A 21,365-nucleotide genomic window follows, 5' to 3' on the forward strand; every position below is an offset into this window, starting at 1 on the left:
TCAGCCGCGCACGTCCTGAACCTCGATCAGAGCGTCCAGTTCCGCGTCGACGTCCGGGGCGGCGTGACGGCCCGTTCCGACTGCCAGGTTGATCACGGGTCCGACAGCGTCCAGCCCTGCTTCGGTGAACATCTCGGCGTGTGACGTGGGCACCGGACGGTCGATGATCACCCCGGACACGAACGGGCGCCACGCCGACGCAGTCCGCAGTGGGTCGAATGTGTCGGTCTGTGCCGAGAAGAAGAGCAGATCGCCCACGAACTTGCCCGGACGGTAACGGTGAGCCAGCTCGGCGCCGGCCGAGTACTCCTCGAACAGTCGCTCGATCCGCTCGCTCGAGACCAAGGGATGATCGCCAATGGCTCCGCGCAACAGTTCCTCGGCGTCCTCGGGTGTCAGATCGCGCTCGTCGGTGTCCGGCACCGAGATCCCCAACCCGCCGATCAGTTCGGCGAGAGAAGGCTGCGCACCTGCCATAGTCGGGTCTTCGAGAACGAAGCTGTCGAGCAGAATCAGGTCGGCGACGCTCTCACCGGCTGCTTGCAACTGCACCGCCGCCGCATGGGCGATCAATCCGCCGATCGACCACCCCAGCAGGTGATACGGACCGTGCGGCTGGACGCCGCGGATTTCCTCGACGTACCGCGCCGCGAAGTCCTCGATCAGCTCCGCCCGGAATTCGGGGTCCGTCAGGACCGGCGACTGCAGGCCGTACAGCGGCCGGCTCGAATCGACGTAGCGGTCGAGCGCCCCGTAGCACCAGGCCAATCCGATGGCCGGATGGATGCAGAACAGTGGCTCGGCGCGGCCTTCCGGCCGCAGTGGCAGAACTACTGCAAGTGCGGAGGTATCCGCGTCACTTGTCACAACTGTTTCCTCGAGTTCGAAGAGTCTGCGCGCCAATGCCTCCGGAGTCGGGTCGGAGAATATCCACGCGACGGGGACGGTCAGGCCGGTGCGTTCCTTGATGGCAGCGACCAAACGCGTTGCCATGAGTGAGTTTCCGCCGAGTTCGAAGAAACTCGAATCGGCGAAGGTGTCGGCGTCGGCGAGATCCAGCACCTCTGCGAAAGCAGCGCAGATCGCGATCTCGTCGCTGCCTTCCGGGGCGCGTCCACTGGGCGACTCCCAGAGGGGAGCCGGAAGAGCGGTGCGATCCAGCTTGCCGGCCGGTGTGGTCGGGACTGCATCGATCGCGACAACAGTGGACGGGATCATGTGCGCAGGCAGGGATATGGCTGCGTGGCGGCGTAACGCGGAGGCGTCGACGTCCCCGTTGGCCGGGACGACGTACGCGACGATCCGAGCGTCGCCACCTTCACCGACGACCACGCTCACGGCCGAATGCACAGACGCCTCCGCTGCCAGCACCGCGTCGATTTCACCGAGTTCGATCCGGAACCCTCGCACCTTGACCTGGTGGTCCGCGCGTCCGAGGTAGACAAGCGACCCCGCACGATCTTCACGCACGAGATCCCCGGTTCGGTACATCCGAGCGCCTTCGGGTCCGTGCGGGTCGGCGACGAACCGCGTCGCCGTCAGCGCGGGGTTGCCGAGGTACCCGCGGGCGAGACCGTCGCCGCTGACGTAGAGCTCACCGACGACCCGGCCGGGGACCGAGTGCAGGCGGGAATCGAGAATCATCGCGTCCACGCCGCGGATCGGACCGCCGATAGTCACGGGCTCCCCCGCTGCGAGCGAATCGCTGATGGTGACCGCGACAGTTGCCTCGGTGGGGCCGTACGCGTTGAACATTCGACGCCCAGGGGCCCACCGAGATACGAGGTCGGCAGAGCACGCATCGCCGCCGACGACTACGGCTTCGAGATGGTCGAGTCCAGCGGGATCGACAGTTGCCAGCGCGGCCGGAGTCACAAACGCATGGGTGATTGCCTGCTCGTCGAGCAATTCGTGCAATTCGACGCCGCCGATAATTGTCGGCGGCGCTATCACCATCGTTGCGCCGGCGCCGAACGCCAGCAACAGCTCGAGCACCGAAGCGTCGAAGCTCGTCGAGGCGAAGCTCAGAGCGCGGGAGTGTGTGGTGACCCCGAAGCGTTCACGCTGTTCGTCGGCGAACGCTGCCAGTCCGGCGTGAGTGACCAACACGCCCTTGGGTTTTCCGGTCGAGCCCGAGGTGTAGATCAGGTAGGCCGGATTGTCGAGCTCGAGTGGCGCGTCGGGCAGAGTCTCGGAATGGACGGCCTCGATTTCGGCGGTGAATTCGGCCGCGTCGAGTTCGATCCACGACGTGACGTCCGGGAGCTCGGCCAGATACCGGCCCCTGGTGATACCGAGGACGGCCCCACTGTCGGTGAGCATGTGCTCGATCCGCTCGGCGGGATACGCGGGATCGACGGGAAGGAACACTCCGCCTGCTTTCGCCACGGCCCAGAGAGCGATCACGTAGTCGGCTGACCTCGGAAGCGCTAATGCCACAATCATTTCCGGAGTGATTCCGCGAGCGATCAGTGCAAACGCCATCGCGTCGGAGCGGCGGTCGAGTTCGCCGTACGTGAGCGTGGTGGATGCGGCGACGTCGACAAGTGCCAGGGAATGCGGATCGGCGGCGCCGCGAAGCAGCAGTTCCGGCAAGGTCAGAGCATCGCCGGCCGGACGTCCGTGCAGCGCGCGCCGACCATGTCCCACGAGGTCCACGTCACCGACGACGACGGAGGGCTGGGCGGTCAGTGTCTCGACGATCGTTTCCAGCATCACCGCAAACGAGTTCGCCGTGTCGGCGTCGAAGAGGTCCCGTGCATAGGTGAGGGAGGCCGCATAGCCACCGCCCTCCTCCGCGGTCTGTTCGACAACGGTGAACTGCAGGTCGTACTTGGCGATGTCCGGTGTGACCTCGTGGGCGCGAACGGTAAGTCCCGGGAGATCCCATGCCGTCGGATGAGCGCCGTGGAACGAGATCATCGTCTGGAACACCGGATGACGGTCGGTGGCCCGGGTCGGCGCCACGACGTCCACGACCTGCTCGAACGGAATGTCCGCGTGGGCGAACGCGTCGAGATCTACGGACCGGACTGTACGCAGGACGTCGACGAAGGTGGATCCGGGGTCAATCGTCGTACGCAGCCCTACCGTGCCCACGAACATCCCGACGAGGTCGTCGAGAACTCGGTGTCCGCGCCCGGCGACCGGAGATCCGATCACGATGTCGGTGCTCCGGCTGAGCCTGGCCAGCAGCACCGCGTAGGCAGCGTGCAACACCATGAACGGCGTCGCCCCATTCGCGCCGGCAACCGCCTCGACCGCGATCCGGGTGTGCGCCGGGAGCGAGACCGCGGCGTGGGCACCGCTCAACGACTGGGTGAGCGGGCGAGCCCGATCGCTGGGAAGGTCGATCAGCTCGGGTGCTCCCCGCAACGTCTCCCGCCAGTACGACGCCTGTGCCCCGAGCACGCTCTCGGATTCGTTCACCGCGCCCAGCGCTTCCCGCTGCCAGATGGCGAAGTCCGCGTAGTGCACCTCGAGGGGCATGAACTCGGGGGCGTGTCCCGAACTTCTCGCGACGTAGGCGGTGAGAACGTCCTTCATCAACGGGGCGATCGACCACCCGTCCGCCGCGATGTGGTGGATCACGATGACCAGAGTGTGTTGCTGCGGTGTCGACTCGAGCAGAAGTGCCCGAACGGGGGCTTGGGTTGTGACGTCGAACCCGTGCGACGCAAATTCTCGGGCGAGCTCTGCCGGTTCGCGGGTGTCGGCGTTTCCGAATTCCAGCGAGGTGAACACGTCCTGGATCACCTGGTGTGGACCGGTGTCGGAGTCGGGGAACACCGTGCGCAGGATCTCGTGTCTTTCGATCACGTCGAGGACAGCAGCTTCGAGAGCCGGCACGTCGAGAGCACCGTCGAGCGAAATCGCGGCAGGGACGTTGTAGGCCGGCGAGCTGGGATCCATCTGATTGAGGAACCAGATGCGTGCTTGCGCGTAGGAAAGCGGAATCCGGTCCGGGCGATCGGCAGCGCTGATCGGAGGAAGTGCCTTTACCTCGGCGGAAGTGTCGAGCGCGGCGGCAAGTTCCCGAATTTCGGGGTGCTCGAACAGCATTCGGACAGGGATCTGCCTACCCAGGGACTCCCCCAGGCGCTGAGCCAGTCTGGTGGCGAGTAGGGAGTTGCCACCGAGTTCGAAGAAGCTGTCCGACGCACTGATCTGTTCTATTCCCAGCAGTTCCGCCACGATGCCGGCGACCCGGAATTCGGTCTCGGTGATCAGCGGCTCGACACTTCGTTCGGACGAACGCAGTGTCGGCGCAGGCAGCGCGGCTCGGTCGAGTTTCCCGACGGGGGTGAGCGGAACGCGCTCGATCGGGGTGATCGCCGACGGCACCATGAAGGCCGGGAGCGAGCGGCGCGCGTGACTCAACAGCTCGTCCACCTCGACGGATTCCGTGCCGAGCACCACGTACGACGCCAACATCGTCTCACCGGAGGCTGCGTTCACGCCCACGGTGACCGCGAACTCGACGCCGGGGTATGCGCTGAGCACGGAGTCGATCTCGCCCAGTTCGATGCGGAATCCGCGCACTTTCACCTGGTGATCAGAGCGTCCGACGTATTCGAGCGTCTCGTGCGGCGTCCACCGAACCAGGTCTCCGGTCCGGTACATGCGGGTGCCGGCCGGACCGAACGGCGCCGCCACGAATCGCGTCGCGGTCAAGGCGGGTTGGTCGAGGTAGCCGCGGGCCAGTCCCAGGCCGGCGATGTAGAGCTCGCCGGTGACCCCGACGGGAACCGGCCGAGCGGAACCGTCGAGAACCACCGCAGACACTCCGCGGACGGGTCCGCCGATGGTCACGGTCTCCCCCGCTGTCAAGGCATCGCTGATGCACACCATGACGGTGGTTTCCGTCGGCCCGTATCCGTTGAACAACCGGCGACCGGGCGCCCACTTGCGGACCAGTTCGGGTGAGCAGGCCTCACCGCCGACAACGATCGACTGCAAGACGTCCAGCCCGGTGGGATCGACCGAGGCCAGTGCAGCCGGCGTGATGAACGCGTGGGTCACCTGGTGATCGGTGACAAGTTTCGCGAGGTCCGCGCCGCCGTAGACGTCGGGAGAGGCGATCACCATCGCCCCGCCCTCACCCACGGCGAGCAGCAGTTCGAGGATGGATGCGTCGAAACTCGGTGAGGAGAAGTGCAGCGTCCGCGACTGCGCCGAGATGCCGTAGCGCGCCGTCTGCTCGGCCGCCAATGCGCTCAGGCCACGGTGAGTGACGCTGACCCCCTTGGGCTTTCCCGTCGATCCGGAGGTGTAGATGATGTAGGCGAGGTTGTCGATTCGGATCGGTGCGGCCGGGACCGGCTGCCCGACACCGGCATCCTCGATGCCGCCCATCGTCATCCACGGAACCGGGCGGGGCAGCGACTCGATCACCGCTTCCGTCGTCACTCCGCGGGTGGCTCCCGAATCGGTGAGCATGTGCAGAATTCGATCGGCGGGGTATCGCGGATCGACCGGAACAAACGCGGCACCGGTCAAGGCGACGCCCCACAACGCGACGATCGAGTCGATCGAACGCGGAATGGCTATTGCCACAATATCTTCGGCGCCGATCCCCTCGGTGGTCAAGCGCCGGGCAAGGGAAGACGCACGGGCGAACAGGTCGCGGTAGAGCACGGTAATGTCACCGGATCGAAGGGCCACCGATTCGCCTGAGCGGGTAGCAGTCCGCGTCAAGATCTCGGCCAAAGTACGCGAGGCTGTCCACGCCGGACCGCGAACCGGCATCAGCGACGCCCGCTCGAGGGTGCTGAGGAATTCGATGTCGTCGATCGCCGTGTCCGGTTCGGCGGCGACGGCGCGGGCCACAGACTGAACCCGGGCGGCAATCGATTCTGCGGTGACGGTGTCGAAGAGCGCCTCGGCAAACCTGAGCGATCCGGTGATCTCCTTGTTCTCGGAGTCGCCGGCCAGCAGGGTGAACTCGAGGTCGAACTTCGCGACGGACGGTTCGAGTGGCTGCGCCTCTAGATGCGCGTCGTGGACCGTGACCTGCGGCGAGAGCAGATTCTGGTGGTACGACAGCATGACCTGGAACAGGGGGTGCCGTGTGGTGGACCGGTCGAGATCGAGGGCGTCGACCAGCACCTCGAAGGGCAGCTCGGCGTGGGCGAACGCGGCAAGGTCGAGATCGCGGACCACCTCGAGCAAGGAGGTGAAGGACGCTCGATGATCGACCGGTGTGCGAAGCGGTACCGAATTGACGAACATCCCGATCAGGGAATCCAGTTCGGGTCGCCCGCGGCCCGCTACCGGAGTCCCGATCACCACGTCGTCGGTTGCACCGAGACGGGCGAGAACAACCGCCAGGATCGCGTGCACGACCATGAATTGCGTCGTACCACTCCGTCGCGCCAGGGCGCCGAGTCGCTCCCCCGTCGCCGCGTCGATGACGATCGGGACCGATCCGACAGCGTTGGTGGTGACAGATCCGCGTGCGCGATCCGCGGGTAGCAGTACCTCGTCCGGGGCACCCGCCATGGCAGCTGTCCAGAACGTCAGCTCGCGGGCAACCAGAGACTCCGGATCGTTGGTCTGTCCGAGCGAGTCTTGCTGCCACAGCGCGTAATCGGCGTACTGCACGTCGAGCGGCGCAAAAACTGGTGCATCTCCGACAACGCGCGCGGTGTACGCAGCGATGAAATCTGTGGCAAAAGGAGTCAGGGACCAGCCGTCGAAGGCGATGTGGTGGATGACGACGACCAGTACGTGAGCGTCGGCGTCCTCGCGCACGAGCAGTGCCCGAATCGGCAGATCCGAACCGAGGTCGAACCCCCGCGCCGCAAACTCCGTCGCCGCTGCAAACTCCGTCGTCGCCGCGTCGACTCCTTCGGAGCCGACATAGTGCTCGATCGAGAACTGCACGTCGGAAAGCGCTCGGATGACCTGGCTCGGGCCGTCCACGCTGTCGACGTAGATCGTTCGAAGTACCTCGTGGCGTGCGATGACGTCCGCAAGTGCGTCTTCGAGCGCATCGCCGTGGATTTGTCCGGTGATCCGGATCGCGAACGGGATGTTGTAGACCGAGGACTGCGGATCGAAGCGATTGACGAACCACAGTCGCTGTTGTGCAGCGGAGAGTGGCAGGCGGTCCGGGCGAGCACCGGCGCTCAGGGCAGGTCGATCGTCTGATTCTTCGGCGTTCGCCGCCAGACGTGCAGCGAGAGCTTCGACGGTCGGCGCTTCGAAGATCGAGCGCACGTCCACGGCGAATCCCGTCGCTGCGCTCAACCGTGCGGACACCTGCGTCGCGACGAGGGAGTTGCCTCCGAGATCGAAGAAGTTGTCGGCGGCCCGGACCTCGGATACGTCGAGCAGTGAGGCGAAGACGTCGGCGACGGTTCGTTCGAGCCCGGGTTCCGGATCACGACCCGTTCCGAGGATTTCGCGCGGAATCGGTGTCGGTAGTGCTCTGCGATCGAGTTTGCCGACCGGGGTCAGCGGAATCGCGTCGATCGGGGTGATCGACGACGGAATCATGTAGCGCGGCAGCGTCTCGGCGAGGGTGGCAAAGAGCGACTCGGTATCAGCGTGTCCGTTCAGCAGCACGTACGACGCCAGGGTGGTGCCGGCAGCAGATTCGACGGGAATTGTCGTCGCGAAGTGCACGAGAGGGGAATCCATCAGGGCAGCGTCGATCTCGCCGAGTTCGATGCGGAACCCGCGGATCTTGAGCTGGTGATCGCTGCGGCCCACGTAGCGAAGGGTCAGGTCCTTGGTCCAGCGGACCAGGTCACCGGTTCGGTACATCCGGGCACCGGGCGTCGAGTACGGATGCGCGACAAACCGATCCGACGTCAGTGCGGGACGAAGGTGGTAACCACGTGCAAGGCCCGGCCCACCGATGTACAGCTCGCCGACGCCGCCGATGGGGACCGGTTGCAGCCGGGCGTCGAGCACCACGGCGTCGATCCCGCGGATGGGACCGCCGATGGTGATCGGCTCGCCCGGTGAAAGTGGATCACTGATGGCGACCATGACGGTGGTTTCGGTCGGACCGTATCCGTTGTGCAGTCTGCGCCCGTTGCCCCAGCTCGAGACCAGTTCCGGAGTGCACACATCGCCGCCGACGACGACGCATTCCAGTGCCGTCACGCCCGCCGGATCGACGGTCGCCAGAGCAGCCGGAGTGATGAAGGCATGAGTGACCTCGCGGCTTCGGAGGAACTCGCTCAACGCCTCCCCTCCGTAGATGTCGGCGGGTGCGATCACCATCGTCGCGCCGGTCGAACCGGCGAGCAGAAGTTCGAGTACGGCGCCGTCGAAGCTCGGCGACGCAAAATGCAGAGTCCGCGAATCAGCGGTGATCCGGTACCGATCCTGTTGTTCGCGAGCAAGATTGACCAAACCCGCGTGAGTGACGACGGTGCCCTTCGGCACTCCGGTCGAGCCGGACGTGTAGATGACGTACGCAGCCGAGGCCGCAGAGATCGATCCCGTTCTGTCCGCTTCGTCGATCGCAGCATCGGAGTAGGCGGCACATTCTGCAACGGTGTCCGCGTCGCCGAGGTCGATCCAGACCGCAACGTTCCCGCCGACCGCCGGACCCGCCGCAACCTCGGCTGACCGAATTCCGATCCGCACCCCCGAATCTTCGAGCATGTGCGCAACGCGATCTGCGGGATAGCGAGGATCGACCGGGACGAAAACGCCGCCGGCTTTGGTGACCGCCCAGACTGCGAGCACCGAGTCGACCGATCGGGAAACAGCCAGCGCGACCGGAGTCTCGGGGCCGACACCCAGGTCCATGAGGTATCGGGCGATCCGATTCGATCGGCGCTCCAACTCTGCGTACGAGAGTGACCGCTCGGAGTCTTCGAGGGCGATCGCGTCGGGGTGGGCCAGCGCGGTCTCGCCCAGGATCTGCGCCAAGGTCGATTCGCCGAGGGAGAGGTCGCCGCGCCGCGGCAAAATCACGGCGCTCTCCCGGGCACCGAGTACACGAAGGCCGCCAACCGGTGCAGTCGGTTCCGACACTGCTGATTCCACGAGTGTCACAAAGTTACGCGCCAACGCTTCGACGGTCGTTTTGTCGAACAGATCGGTGGAATAGGTGAACGTGGCATCGATTCCCGCTGCGGACCCGCCCTCGCGACGCTCCGTGACGGTGAGTTCGAGATCGAACTTGGTCAGCCCCGTCTCCACCGCCCGCGCCGTCATCGACACTCCGGCGAGTTCGGCTGTGTGAGCGGTGGTTATCCGCGAGGTGATGGCCGCCTGAAAGACCGGGTGATGCGAGGACGAGCGGTCCAGTTCGAGCGCGTCCACGACGACGTCGAACGGCACGTCCGCATTGTCGAAGGCATCCACATCGACGGCTCTGACCTGCGCGAGGTACTCCCCGAAGGGTGCATCACGATCGACGACGGTCCGCAAGGCAAGGGTGTTCACGAACATGCCGACCAGCAGATCGAGAGACCTGTCCCCTCGCCCAGCCACCGGTGTTCCGATGACGATGTCGTCCGTGCCGCTGTACCTGGCCAGAAGCAGGGCGAAGCACGCGTGCAGAGCGATGAAAGGTGTGGCGTCGTGATCGGCGGCAAGGACAACGAGCTTCTGATGCGTGGAAGCGCCGATTCTGATGTCGACGCCGGCTCCGCGCATGGTCGGGTCGAGTGCGCGCGGACGGTCCGTCGGCAGGTGGAGCTGCTCGGGTGCTCCTGCCAGCTGCTGCTTCCAGAACGCGATCTGTGAGTGGGCAAGCGAATCGGTGGATGCCGTGTCCCCGAGGTGTTCCCGGTGCCAGAGCGTGTAGTCGGCGTACTGCACCGGAAGGGGCGCCCACTGCGGGCTGTTGCCGCCGACGCGGGCCGCGTAGGCGCCGGTGAGGTCGGCGGCCAACGGCGCGAGCGACCAACCGTCGGCCACCATGTGATGCAGAACTACGACGAGGACGGCTTCCTCGTCTCTGCCCTCCGTGTCGTCGGCGACAGTGATCAACAGGTAGCGCACCGGGCGTTCGCGAACCAGATCGAAACCCGCCGAACAGAATTCGAAGATCACCCTCTCGAGGCTTTCGCGTTCCACCTCGATCGACTCGAGCCCCGCGATACCCTCGCCCAGGTCCAGAACCTTCTGCGTTGCGTTGTCCCCGATGTGAGGAAACACCGTGCGTAGTGACTCGTGGCGGGTCACCACGTCCACGATCGCGGCACTGAGTGCGTCGGGATCGACGGCGCCGCGCAGCGACACCGCCAACGGAATGTTGTAGGCACCTGATTCCGGTGCGACACGGTTGAGGAACCACAGTCGCTGCTGCGCGGGAGCGAGCGGCAGTACAGCAGGCCGGGCCACGACCTGAATACCGTCGGCGTCCGGGGTCTGTGCGGCACGCTCGATGGTCGCCGCGATCCCGGACACCGTGGGGTGATCGAAGAGAGCACGCAGCGGCATCCGAACCCCGGTAGCTTCGGTCAAGCGCGCTACCGCCGTCGTCGCTACCAGCGAGTTTCCGCCCAGATGGAAGAAATTGTCGTCGAGTCCGAGCGGTCCGCTACCCAGGATGTCAGCCAGAACCGCGGCAACCTTGCCCTCGGTCGGTGTCGTCGGAGGCCGGAAGACCTTGGTGGAGGCCAGGATCGGCGACGGCAGCGCACGCCGGTCGAGTTTTCCGTTGGTGGTCAACGGAATCGAATCGATGACCATGAAGGCGTCGGGAACCATGTAGGTCGGGAGGACTTCGGCGGCGTGGGCGCGGAGGACGTCGACGTCCACGGCGCCGGAAGCCGTCACGTAAGTCACCAGAGCGCCACCGGCCGGCGTCGGAGCCACGACGGTCACGGCGTCGTCGATTCCCGGCGCGCTGAGGATGACGGAGTCGATCTCGCCGAGTTCGATCCGGAATCCGCGGATCTTGACCTGTGCGTCGCCGCGTCCGAGGTACTCGAGTTGTCCGGGCGCGATCCAGCGTGCACGGTCGCCGGAGCGGTACAGCCGTCGTCCGCCGGCATTGAACGGATCCGCGACGAACCGGCCCGCGGTGAGATCGGGTCGGCCCAGATAACCACGGGCGAGTTGACCGCCCGCGACGTAGATCTCCCCCGCGATTCCCGCCGGGACCGGCGAGAGATGCTCGTCGAGCAGGTACACACGAAGTCCGTCGATCGCGTCACCGATCCGGCTGCCGGTAACCGAACTCGCGCTCGGTCGGTCGAGTTCGAGATGCGTGACGTGCACCGTCGTCTCGGTGATGCCGTACATGTTGACGAGCGCGGGCCCGGGTTTCGGGTGATTGTCGTAGCCCGGGTGACTGTCGTACCAGCGCCCGAGACGACGCAGGTCCAACGCTTCGCCACCGAAGATCACGAACCGGAGCCGGGTCTGCGAATCGGCCCGAAGGTCGGCTTCGATGTACTGGTAGAAGGCCGAAGGCGTCTGATTGAGCACCGTGACGCCTTCCGCCGCAACCAGCGCCCGGAAGGCATCGGGGTCACGTGAGACTTCGTGATCGACCAGCACCAGAGTTCCACCGTGGAGCAGCGCGCCCCACAGTTCCCACACCGAGAAGTCGAAGGCGAACGAGTGGAACATCGTCCACACATCGTTGCCGTCGAATCCGAATTCGACGTGCGTGTTCTCGAACAATCGCACCACGGTGGCATGGGTGACGGAGACGCCTTTGGGTCGACCCGTCGACCCCGAGGTGTAGATCACGTACGCCAGATTGTCGGCTCCGTGCGCACGCGGGCGCTCATCGGCTTCCAGACTCGCACCGGAGTACTCGTCGGAGTCGACTCCGACGACCGTCACATCAGAGTTCGGGAAGGTGGAGTTCGGGAAGGTGGAATCGGAAATGATGCACACCGGTTGCGCATCCTCGACCACATATGCCAATCGCTCGGCCGGGTGCGCGCGATCGAGCGGGAGATATCCGCCGCCGGCCTTCAACACCGCGACAGCCGCGACAATCATGTCGACGGATTTCGGCAGCATGATTCCGACCAGCGACTCCGATTGCACACCATGATCGACGAGCTTGCGCGCCAACCGATTCGATCGTCGATCGAGTTCGAGGTACGACACTCGCTCGTCACCCACGACGGCGATCGCGTCAGGGGTCGCGCGAACACGGTCGGCGAAGATGTCGGAGAGCGTTCGGACCGGCGTGGTCGGCAGAACGGGCGGTACAAGCGCCTGGCGCGCGTCCGCGCGGAGCAAGTCCACAGCGCCGAGCACCGACTGCGGAGCACTGACCATTGCGGTCAAGATTCGTAGATAGCGGTCGGCGAGGTCGTCGGCTTGTTCTTTCGTGCCGAGCCAATCCAGAACCCCGGAGATCGGCTGATCGAAGTCGGCATGCTCACCCGTCGGAATCGCGAGGGAGACAAACAGTTCCGGAGCTGTCGCGAGGTCGGACCCGATCGGCGCACCGACCATGAGTCCCGGAAATCTCGGGTGAGCATCCAGCGGCTCCTCGAAGCAGACCATCGCCCGGAACAACGGGCCCGTCTCCACCCATCGACCGTCGCCGAGGGCGGCGGTCACCGAAGACAGAAGAATGTCTGCGTGTTCGAAGGCGTCGATCGAGACGGTGTCCACCGCGCCGACCAGATCGGTGAGCGTCATGGTGTTCGACACTGTCGAGCGAAGCACCAGCTGATTGGCGAACATCGAGACGAAGTCGTCCGGATTCGAGGCGCCGTATCCGCGAACCGAAACTCCGATCGACACCTCGTCGGCCGAACCGACGCGGCGCAGCAGTCCGGTCATCGCAGACTGGAACAGCACGAACAGACTCGTGTTCATCGTCGTCGCCATCGTCTCGAGGCGGCGGCAGAGGTCTGCCTCGATCTGGAGGGGCGTGGACGTTCGACCGGTTCCGGCGACGACCGGCAACCCCAGCTCCTCGGCCGGGTTCGACAATGTCGACGACCAGTATTCGACGTTGCGGGCGTGCTGTACTTCTGCGATCCACTTCCCCGCGGCGTCCGGGTCGATGTCCATCAATCGAGTTCCCGATTCTGCGGCACAGAACAATTCGAGGAAGTCGAGGAACCGTCGATGGTGACGCGAAATGTCCTCATCGGTGTAGAGGTCTGGATTCGCGGCGAAGTCGATCTGGATCTCTTCGGCCGCGGAAGTCTGATAGACGTTGACCGAGAGGTCTTCGATCGGCCCGGTCGAGATCACGTGGAGTTCGCCGTGCGCGTCGCCGAGAGTGATTCCGGAGTGGAACAGCATGAGGTTGATCAGCGGTCCGTGGAAGCCGCGGCCGTCGGCGATACTGTGATCACCGGCGTTGAGGACGCGTCGCAGGTCCTCGTGGCGGTACTTCTGATGACGCAGTGCACCGGTGAGTTCGAGCTTCACCTCACGAAGCAAATCCCCCACTGCGAAGTAGGGGTCGACGCTCGCGCGTAGCGGGACGACGTTCGACATCATTCCGCCGGACCTGCGAGCAGCTTTTGTCGTCCGCCCCGAGACCGGGAGGCTGAGCACGACATCGCGAGTTCCGATCGCCCGGGCGAGGTAGGCGGCCAGAGCGCCGATCACCACCGAGGACGTCGTCACGTTGTGCACTTCGGCAAGGCGTTCGAGGGAGCTTCGCAGTTCTTCCGGCACGGTCGCCGACCGCAGCCGTGACCACGCCTGCGACGGAGCAGTCGAGGACGCGAGCGAGGTTCCGCTCGGCTTGTCGGCCATCTTCGTAGTCCAGTAGTCGCGATCGCGCTCCCACCGCGTGGAGCCCAGATAGTCGGACTCAGCCTTCACCAAAGCCTCGAGAGGCGCAGTTACCACTGGGGGAACTGGCAGATCCCGCACGGCGGCGGTGTAGATCTCGGCCGTGCGGTTCATCATCGACATCGCACCGAAACCGTCGAGGGCTACGTGATGGATGCGGCTGTACCAGTAGGAATGGTCGTCGCGAAGAATCAGGACCGCGAGCCTGACCAGGCGATCGGTGAACGGGTCGATGGCGGCGGTGTGCTCGCGCCGCATCCATTCGCGCGCCGCCGATTCCGGATCTGATTCGGTGCGCAGGTCGACCACGTCGAGGGAATCGTCCATGTCGACATCGAGCCACTGACGCGCAACCCCGTCGACCTCGACCAGGCGCAGGTATCCGGAACCGATCTCGCGGCCGGTCTGCTTACTGGCAGCGGTCAGCAGGTCGATGTCGAGCGGGCCGTCCACATCGACGTACTGAGCGATGCTGACCGGTATCTCGGGTCGAAGCTGTTGTGCGACAAGTAGGGAAAGTTGCGCGGCAGAAAGAGGGAAGGTGAGTTCGTCGTCCGGACGAGCTGCGGAAACGATTCCTCGGTCGGGACTGCCATCCACACGAATCTCCCTCTTACAACTTGATCATGATGCAAACAGGTATATGCGTCCGTTGGACGCCTCGAACTGATCGGGGTACTTCGAAATGAGACGAATACGTTGGAAAGGTCCGACGGAAACTGGCAAATCGCCCGCCGGAGATCACATCGTGACAATCAGCTGCGATGTTACCGATGAGTCAGCTTCCAGCAAATATTCATCAAACAACCATTTGGGACTATTGTCCTGAATATCATGGCTAAAACGGCCCTATATAACAAACCGAAGCGCCGGTACCCGACGAACGGGCACCGACGCTCCGGTGAAATTTATTCAGTTGATCGTGCTGAGATCACTCGTCAGACGGTGAAGCCGAGTGCGCGCAGCTGCTCGCGTCCGTCCTCGGTGATCTTGTCCGGTCCCCACGGCGGCAACCACACCCAGTTGATCTTCATGTCGGTACACAGATCGCTACGCACCAGTGCACCGCGTGCCTGGTCCTCGATCACGTCGGTCAACGGGCACGCCGCCGACGTCAGAGTCATGTCGATCGTGACGACGCCGTCGTCTTCGAAGAGTCCGTAGACCAATCCGAGATCGACGACGTTGATCCCCAGTTCGGGGTCGACGACGTCGCGCATCGCTTCTTCGAGTTCGTCGAGTCGCTCAGGCGACGGGACAGTGCCACTGCCCTGTGCGCCACCGAATTCCGCAGTGGAATCGGGATTCGGATTCACCGGAGCGCCGACCTCGGCGTCCTGCACTGGTTGTGTCTCGGTCATGATCCCTGTCCTTCAGTCGTGTCGACCAATTCACTGCTGTCCGCCGTCGTCACAGCACTGCCGTCGACAATCTGGACTACAGCATCCTTGAATGCCATCCATCCGAGCAAGGCGCACTTGACGCGTGCCGGGTACTTCGAGACGCCGACGAAGGCGATGCCGTCGCCGAGAACGTCCTCGTCCCCCTCGACGGTGCCTCGACTGCTCACCATCTCGTTGAACGCCGTCACCGTCTTCAGTGCGTCGGTGACCTGCATCCCGATGACGAGGTCGTTGAGCACTGACGTCGACGCCTGGCTGATCGAACAGCCCTGTCCGTCGTACGAGACGTCGGAGACCGTTCCGTCCTCGGAGATCTGGACGCGCAACGTCACCTCGTCGCCACACGTCGGGTTGACGTGGTGCACCTCGGCGCCGAACGGCTCGCGGAGTCCGCGGCCGTGCGGATGTTTGTAGTGATCGAGGATCACTTCCTGATACATCTGCTCCATGCGCATGATTCAGTTCAACTCCCCTGCGACACCGAAAAATTCCTGCGCACGCTTGATCGCCGCTACGAGAACGTCGATTTCCGCGGTGGTGTTGTAGAGCGCAAACGATGCGCGGGCCGTCGCAGCCACGCCGAACTTGCGATGCAACGGCCACGCGCAATGGTGGCCGACGCGGATCGCTACACCCTCGTCGTCGAGGATCTGGCCGAGGTCGTGGGCGTGAATACCGTCCACGACAAAGGAAATCGCGCCGCCGCGGTTCTCGGACGTCTGCGGTCCGATGATGCGCAGGCCTTCGATCGCCGACAACTTCTCGAGCGCAGCATCCACCAACACGTGCTCGTGCGCGGCGACGGCGTCCATCCCGAAGGTGTTCAGGTAATCCACGGCAGCGCCCAGTCCGACCACCTGTGAGGTCATCGGGACACCGGCCTCGAAACGCTGAGGCGGCGGCGCGTAAGTGCTGACCTCCATGGTGACCGTCTCGATCATCGAGCCGCCGGTGATGAACGGAGGCATCGCTGCCAGCAGTTCACGACGGCCGTAAAGGACGCCGACACCCGAAGGTCCGAGCATCTTGTGGCCGGAGAAAGCCGCGTAATCCACTCCCAGTTCGTGGAAGTCGACTGCCATGTGAGGCACCGACTGGCACGCGTCGAGCACGACAAGTGCACCGACAGCGCGTGCTCGTCGCACCAATTCCTCCACCGGTGCGATCGCACCCGTCACGTTGGACTGGTGGGTGAACGAGACGACCTTCACCGCGTCCGTCAACTCCAGCGAATCGAGATCGATCCGGCCGTCGTCGGTGACGCCGTACCACTTGAGGGTCGCACCGGTTCGGCGCGCAAGTTCCTGCCAGGGAACAAGGTTGGCGTGGTGTTCGAGTTCGGTGATGACGATTTCGTCGCCAGGACCGACGTGACGGTCGAAGCGATCGTCACCGAGAACGTAGGTCACCAGATTCAGGGCCTCGGTGGCGTTCTTGGTGAACACCAACTCGTCCGAATCCGCACCCACGAAGGAAGCGATGGTGGCGCGAGCATTCTCGTACGCGTCCGTCGCTTCTTCTGCGAGCTGATGAGCACCCCGGTGTACTGCCGCGTTACACGTGGTCAGGAAGTCCCGTTCGGCATCGAGAACCTGGACCGGTCGCTGCGAAGTAGCGCCGGAATCCAAGTACACCAAAGGTTTTCCGTCGCGCACGGTCCGCGCCAGGATCGGGAAGTCGGCCCGAACCGCTGTGACGTCGAGCTCGCGCACCGAGGTGGTCATCGTGATTACGCTCCCTGGGTAGCTGCGGTGTCCGCGGTGAAACGAACGTAGCCGTTGGTCTCGAGCTCGTCGGCCAGTTCCGGTCCGCCGGACTCGACGATGCGGCCACCGACGAACACGTGGACGAAGTCGGGGTTGATGTAGCGCAGGATGCGCGTGTAGTGCGTGATCAGCAGAACTCCGCCGTTCTCGCGCTCCTTGTAGCGGTTGACGCCTTCGGAAACGGTGCGCAGAGCATCGACGTCGAGGCCAGAGTCGGTCTCGTCGAGGATGGCGATCTTCGGCTTGAGCATGCCCAGCTGCAGGATCTCGTGGCGCTTCTTCTCACCACCGGAGAAGCCTTCGTTGACCGAGCGCTCGATGAACGAGGGGTCGATCTCGAGCTCGCTGAGGGCTTCCTTGACTTCCTTGACCCAGTGGCGCAGCTTGGGAGCCTCGCCGCGCACTGCCGTAGCGGCGGTGCGAAGGAAGTTGGACATGGAGACGCCGGGAACCTCGACGGGGTACTGCATGGCCAGGAACAGTCCGGCACGTGCACGCTCGTCGACGCTCATCGCGAGAACGTCTTCACCGTTGAGGGTGATCGAACCGGAGGTGACCTGGTACTTGGGGTGACCGGCGATGGCGTACGACAGAGTCGACTTGCCGGAGCCGTTGGGGCCCATGATCGCGTGGGTCTCGCCGGAGCGAACCGTCAGGTCGACGCCCTTGAGGATCTGGATGGGCTCGGCGTTGGCGTCGGAGTTCGCAACCTCGACGTGCAGGTCACGAACCTCGAGGACCGAGATGGCCGGTGTGGTGGTGTTGTCACTGGTAGACATGAAATTCCTTCAAGATGAGGCGGGGCGAGCGTAGCGACGGGGTGGTGTCGCCGCCAGGGCGGTCAGGAGCCGACTGCTGCGAGTTCGGCTTCGACCGCGGCTTCGAGGCGATCGCGCACCTCGGGAACAGCGATCTTGTTGATGATTTCGTGGAAGAACCCACGTACGACCAGACGACGCGCCTGATCCTCCGGGATACCGCGAGCACGCAGGTAGAACAGCTGCTCGTCGTCGAAACGTCCCGTTGCACTTGCGTGGCCGGCTCCGACGATCTCACCGGTTTCGATTTCGAGGTTCGGAACCGAGTCGGCGCGGGCGCCGTCGGTGAGCACCAGGTTGCGGTTGAGCTCGAACGTGTCGGTGCCCTCCGCTGCGGCGCGGATGAGAACGTCGCCGATCCACACGGTGTGCGCGTCGGGCTTGCCGGATCCGGGATCGCCCTGAAGCGCGCCCTTGTAGACCACGTTGGACTTGCAGTTGGGCTGGCTGTGATCCACCAGCAGACGCTGTTCCAGGTGCTGGCCGGCGTCGGCGAAGTACAGGCCCAGCAGTTCCGCGTCGCCGCCCGGTCCGTCGTACTTGACGGTGGCGGAAAGGCGAACCAGGTCGCCGCCCAGGCTGATCGAGGTGTACCGGAGCACTGCGTCGCGGTTCAGGCGAGCGTGGTGTGACGTCACGTGAACTGCGTCGTCCGCCCAGTCCTGAATGGCCACGAGGGTCAGCTGCGAGCTGTCACCGAGAACGAATTCGATGTTCTCCGCGAAGGTTCCGCTGCCGCGCTGGTCGATGACGAACGTCGCCTTGGCGAACTGCGCCAGACGAATCTGGGTATGTCCGTAGGCGACATTGTCGACTCCGGGGCCGGTCATGGTGACCACGACGGGCTTCTCGACCTCGACCTCGGCGCCAACCGAGATGACCGTCGCAGTCTCGAAGCTCGAATATGCCTGCGCTGCAATGCGATCCGCAGGAACACCAGCCTTGCCCAGACGCTCGTCGTCACGGCCGACGGTCTCGACGGTAATGTCGCCGCCACCGTCCACCTCGACGCTGACCTGAGCGTTGGCAACTGCGCTGCCGTCGTGCAATCCACGCAGACGACGCAGCGGGGTGAACCGCCAGATCTCGTCACGTCCGCCGGGAACCTCGAATGCATTGACGTCGAACGACGAGAACTGCTCGCCCTTGTTCGTGATAGGTGAGCCGGTGGCTGCACCCTTTACAGGAGCGGTCGGGTTCTCCCCGGCAACAGCTCCGATGACTCCGGTCTCTGGCGTGGTCACTAACCCACAGCCCCTTCCATCTGAAGTTCGATAAGGCGGTTGAGCTCGAGCGCGTACTCCATCGGGAGTTCCTTCGCGATGGGCTCGACGAATCCACGCACGATGGTGGCCATCGCTTCGTCCTCGGTCAGTCCGCGGCTCATCAGGTAGAAGAGCTGATCGTCACTGACCTTGGAAACCGTGGCCTCGTGACCCATGGTGACGTCGTCCTCGCGGATGTCGACGTACGGGTAGGTGTCGCTTCGGCTGATCTGGTCGACGAGCAGAGCGTCACACTTGACGGTCGACTTGGAGCCGTGGGCACCCTTGTTGACCTGCACCAGACCGCGGTACGACGCGCGTCCACCGCCACGGGCGACAGACTTGCTGATGATGGTCGAGGACGTGTGCGGCGCGAGGTGGAGCATCTTGGCGCCGGTGTCCTGGTGCTGGCCCTCGCCGGAGAACGCAACGGAGAGAACCTCACCGCGGGCGTACTCACCCATCAGCCACACGGCCGGGTACTTCATGGTCACCTTGGAACCGATGTTGCCGTCGATCCACTCCATCGATCCACCGGCTTCGACCTTGGTGCGCTTGGTCACCAGGTTGTACACGTTGTTGGACCAGTTCTGGATGGTCGTGTAGCGGCAGTGGCCGCCCTTCTTCACGATGATCTCGACAACCGCCGAGTGCAGTGAATCGGACTTGTAGATCGGCGCGGTGCAACCTTCGACGTAGTGCACGGAGGCATCTTCGTCGACGATGATCAGGGTGCGCTCGAACTGACCCATGTTCTCGGTGTTGATGCGGAAGTACGCCTGCAGCGGGATGTCCACGTGGACTCCCGGCGGAACGTAGATGAACGAGCCACCCGACCACACAGCGGTGTTCAGTGCGGAGAACTTGTTGTCGCCGGCCGGAATGACCGAACCGAAGTACTCCTTGAACAGCTCCGGGTGCGTCTTGAGGCCGGTGTCGGTGTCGAGGAAGATGACGCCCTGCTGCTCGAGATCCTCACGGATCGAGTGGTAGACGACCTCGGACTCGTACTGAGCTGCGACGCCGGCAACCAGGCGTTGCTTCTCTGCCTCGGGGATGCCGAGCTTGTCGTACGTGTTCTTGATGTCCTCGGGCAGGTCTTCCCAGGACTCGGCCTGCTTCTCGCTCGAGCGCACGAAGTACTTGATGTTGTCGAAGTGGATGCCTTCGAGGTCGGAGCCCCAGTTCGGCATCGGCTTCTTGTCGAAGGTGCGCAGAGCCTTGAGACGGATGTCGAGCATCCACTCCGGCTCGCTCTTCTTCGCCGAGATGTCCCGCACGACAGCCTCGGAGAGCCCGCGCTGCGCGCTGGCTCCGGCTTCGTCGGAATCGGACCAGCCGTAGCCGTAATGACCGAGGGACGCGATGGTCTCTTCCTGCGTGAGCGGCTCGGTGCCTGCAGCTGCAGTGGTAGTCGCCTGGTCTGATGTGACGGTCATGCGAGCTCCTTCCGGAGTCTTGTTTCTTGACGGCTGCTCGGTCTCAGCGAGGGCTGGTCGCTGCGGTCGAGCAGTTCTGACTTTGAGGAACTAGCTGAAAAATCTCTATTCGAACGCCGCTCTGGGGTAACGCTCAGTAGAGCAACGCTCTGTAGAACACTGTGGTCCGGTCATCTACTCCCGGTGGACACGAGGGGCACGTGCGTCGTGCAGGCGCAGTCACCGTTGGCGATGGTCGCCAGGCGCTGGACATGCGTTCCGAGCAACTGCCGGAATGCTTGCTGCTCTGCCTCACACAGTTCCGGAAACTCTTCTGCCACATGGGAAACCGGGCAGTGATGTTGGCAGATCTGCACGCCGTTGCCTACCGGCCGGGTCGACGCTGCGAACCCCACCGCATTGAAGGCTTCGGCGATTGCGTCCGCTGTCGCCTCGACGTTGTCCACATCTGTCGGATCAGCCGGTTCGACGTCTCCGACGATGGCCTGAACCCGACGCTTGGCGAACTCCTCGATTGCCGCGTCCCCGCCGATTTCGCGGAGTTGCCGCATCGCGGCTCCCGCCAGATCGTCGTAGGTATGGCCGAGGCGCCCGCGGCCGGTCGCGGTGATCTGGAACTGCTTGGCAGGTCGACCGCGTCCGCGCTGGCGCAGCGACGCCGCCGAAGCCGTTCGTGCTTCACCGGACTCGATCAAGGCGTCCAAGTGACGTCGGACACCTGCGGCACTCAAACCGAGACGTGTGCCGATTTCGGAGGCCGTAATGGGGCCTTCTTCGAGTAGCAGCTTGACCACTGCGGCCCGGGTCTGGCCTTCGACGCTCACCGTCACCGGATTTGCGGCAGCACTCGGCGAGGTCGCTACAGTGGGCTGACCTGCAACTTCCTTGCTTCGAGGGTCTGACGCATTTCTTTTCACAACACAAGTGTGACCGAATTCTTTTCGCAGGTCTACTAAGGGCAACCTGCATTACA

The 21,365-nt window shown here is 64.2% G+C and carries 8 protein-coding genes; all 8 read right to left on the minus strand.

Annotation, left to right across the window (positions count from 1 at the left end):
* The 8 genes from ACWF6P_RS09950 to ACWF6P_RS09985 all read right to left on the minus strand — a co-directional run bounded on the left by ACWF6P_RS09950 (position 1) and on the right by ACWF6P_RS09985 (position 21,309).
* A complete protein-coding gene (locus ACWF6P_RS09950; RefSeq protein ID WP_452620913.1) occupies positions 1–14,301 on the minus strand; it encodes an amino acid adenylation domain-containing protein in 14,301 nt (4,766 codons plus the stop codon).
* A gap of 338 nt (positions 14,302–14,639) precedes the next feature.
* Positions 14,640–15,062 carry a metal-sulfur cluster assembly factor gene (locus tag ACWF6P_RS09955; protein ID WP_003944963.1) on the minus strand — a complete coding sequence of 141 codons (423 nt, stop codon included), beginning with the start codon at positions 15,060–15,062 and terminating at the stop codon, positions 14,640–14,642.
* Positions 15,059–15,559 (minus strand): Fe-S cluster assembly sulfur transfer protein SufU, encoded by a 501-nt coding sequence (gene sufU, locus ACWF6P_RS09960; protein WP_452620914.1) that lies wholly within the window; start codon positions 15,557–15,559, stop codon positions 15,059–15,061. The genes ACWF6P_RS09955 and sufU overlap by 4 nt, the downstream gene beginning before the upstream one ends.
* 3 nt (positions 15,560–15,562) lie before the next feature.
* Positions 15,563–16,828: a cysteine desulfurase gene (locus tag ACWF6P_RS09965; protein ID WP_452620915.1), complete on the minus strand. Its 1,266-nt coding sequence runs from the start codon at positions 16,826–16,828 to the stop codon at positions 15,563–15,565.
* A gap of 5 nt (positions 16,829–16,833) precedes the next feature.
* Positions 16,834–17,649: a Fe-S cluster assembly ATPase SufC gene (gene sufC / locus ACWF6P_RS09970; protein ID WP_230815582.1), complete on the minus strand. Its 816-nt coding sequence runs from the start codon at positions 17,647–17,649 to the stop codon at positions 16,834–16,836.
* Between the two features lie 62 nt (positions 17,650–17,711).
* Entirely contained in the window at positions 17,712–18,932 is a 1,221-nt protein-coding gene (gene sufD, locus ACWF6P_RS09975; protein ID WP_452620916.1) for a Fe-S cluster assembly protein SufD, read from the minus strand.
* Complete coding sequence (gene sufB / locus ACWF6P_RS09980) at positions 18,932–20,392, minus strand: Fe-S cluster assembly protein SufB (RefSeq protein WP_317552895.1); 1,461 nt, start codon at positions 20,390–20,392, stop codon at positions 18,932–18,934. Before sufB ends, sufD begins: the two co-directional genes overlap by 1 nt.
* Positions 20,393–20,562: 170 nt before the next feature.
* Entirely contained in the window at positions 20,563–21,309 is a 747-nt protein-coding gene (locus ACWF6P_RS09985) for a helix-turn-helix transcriptional regulator (RefSeq protein WP_076948451.1), read from the minus strand.
* Positions 21,310–21,365 lie beyond the last annotated feature (56 nt).

This window comes from Rhodococcus sp. NPDC055024, from assembly GCF_053608585.1.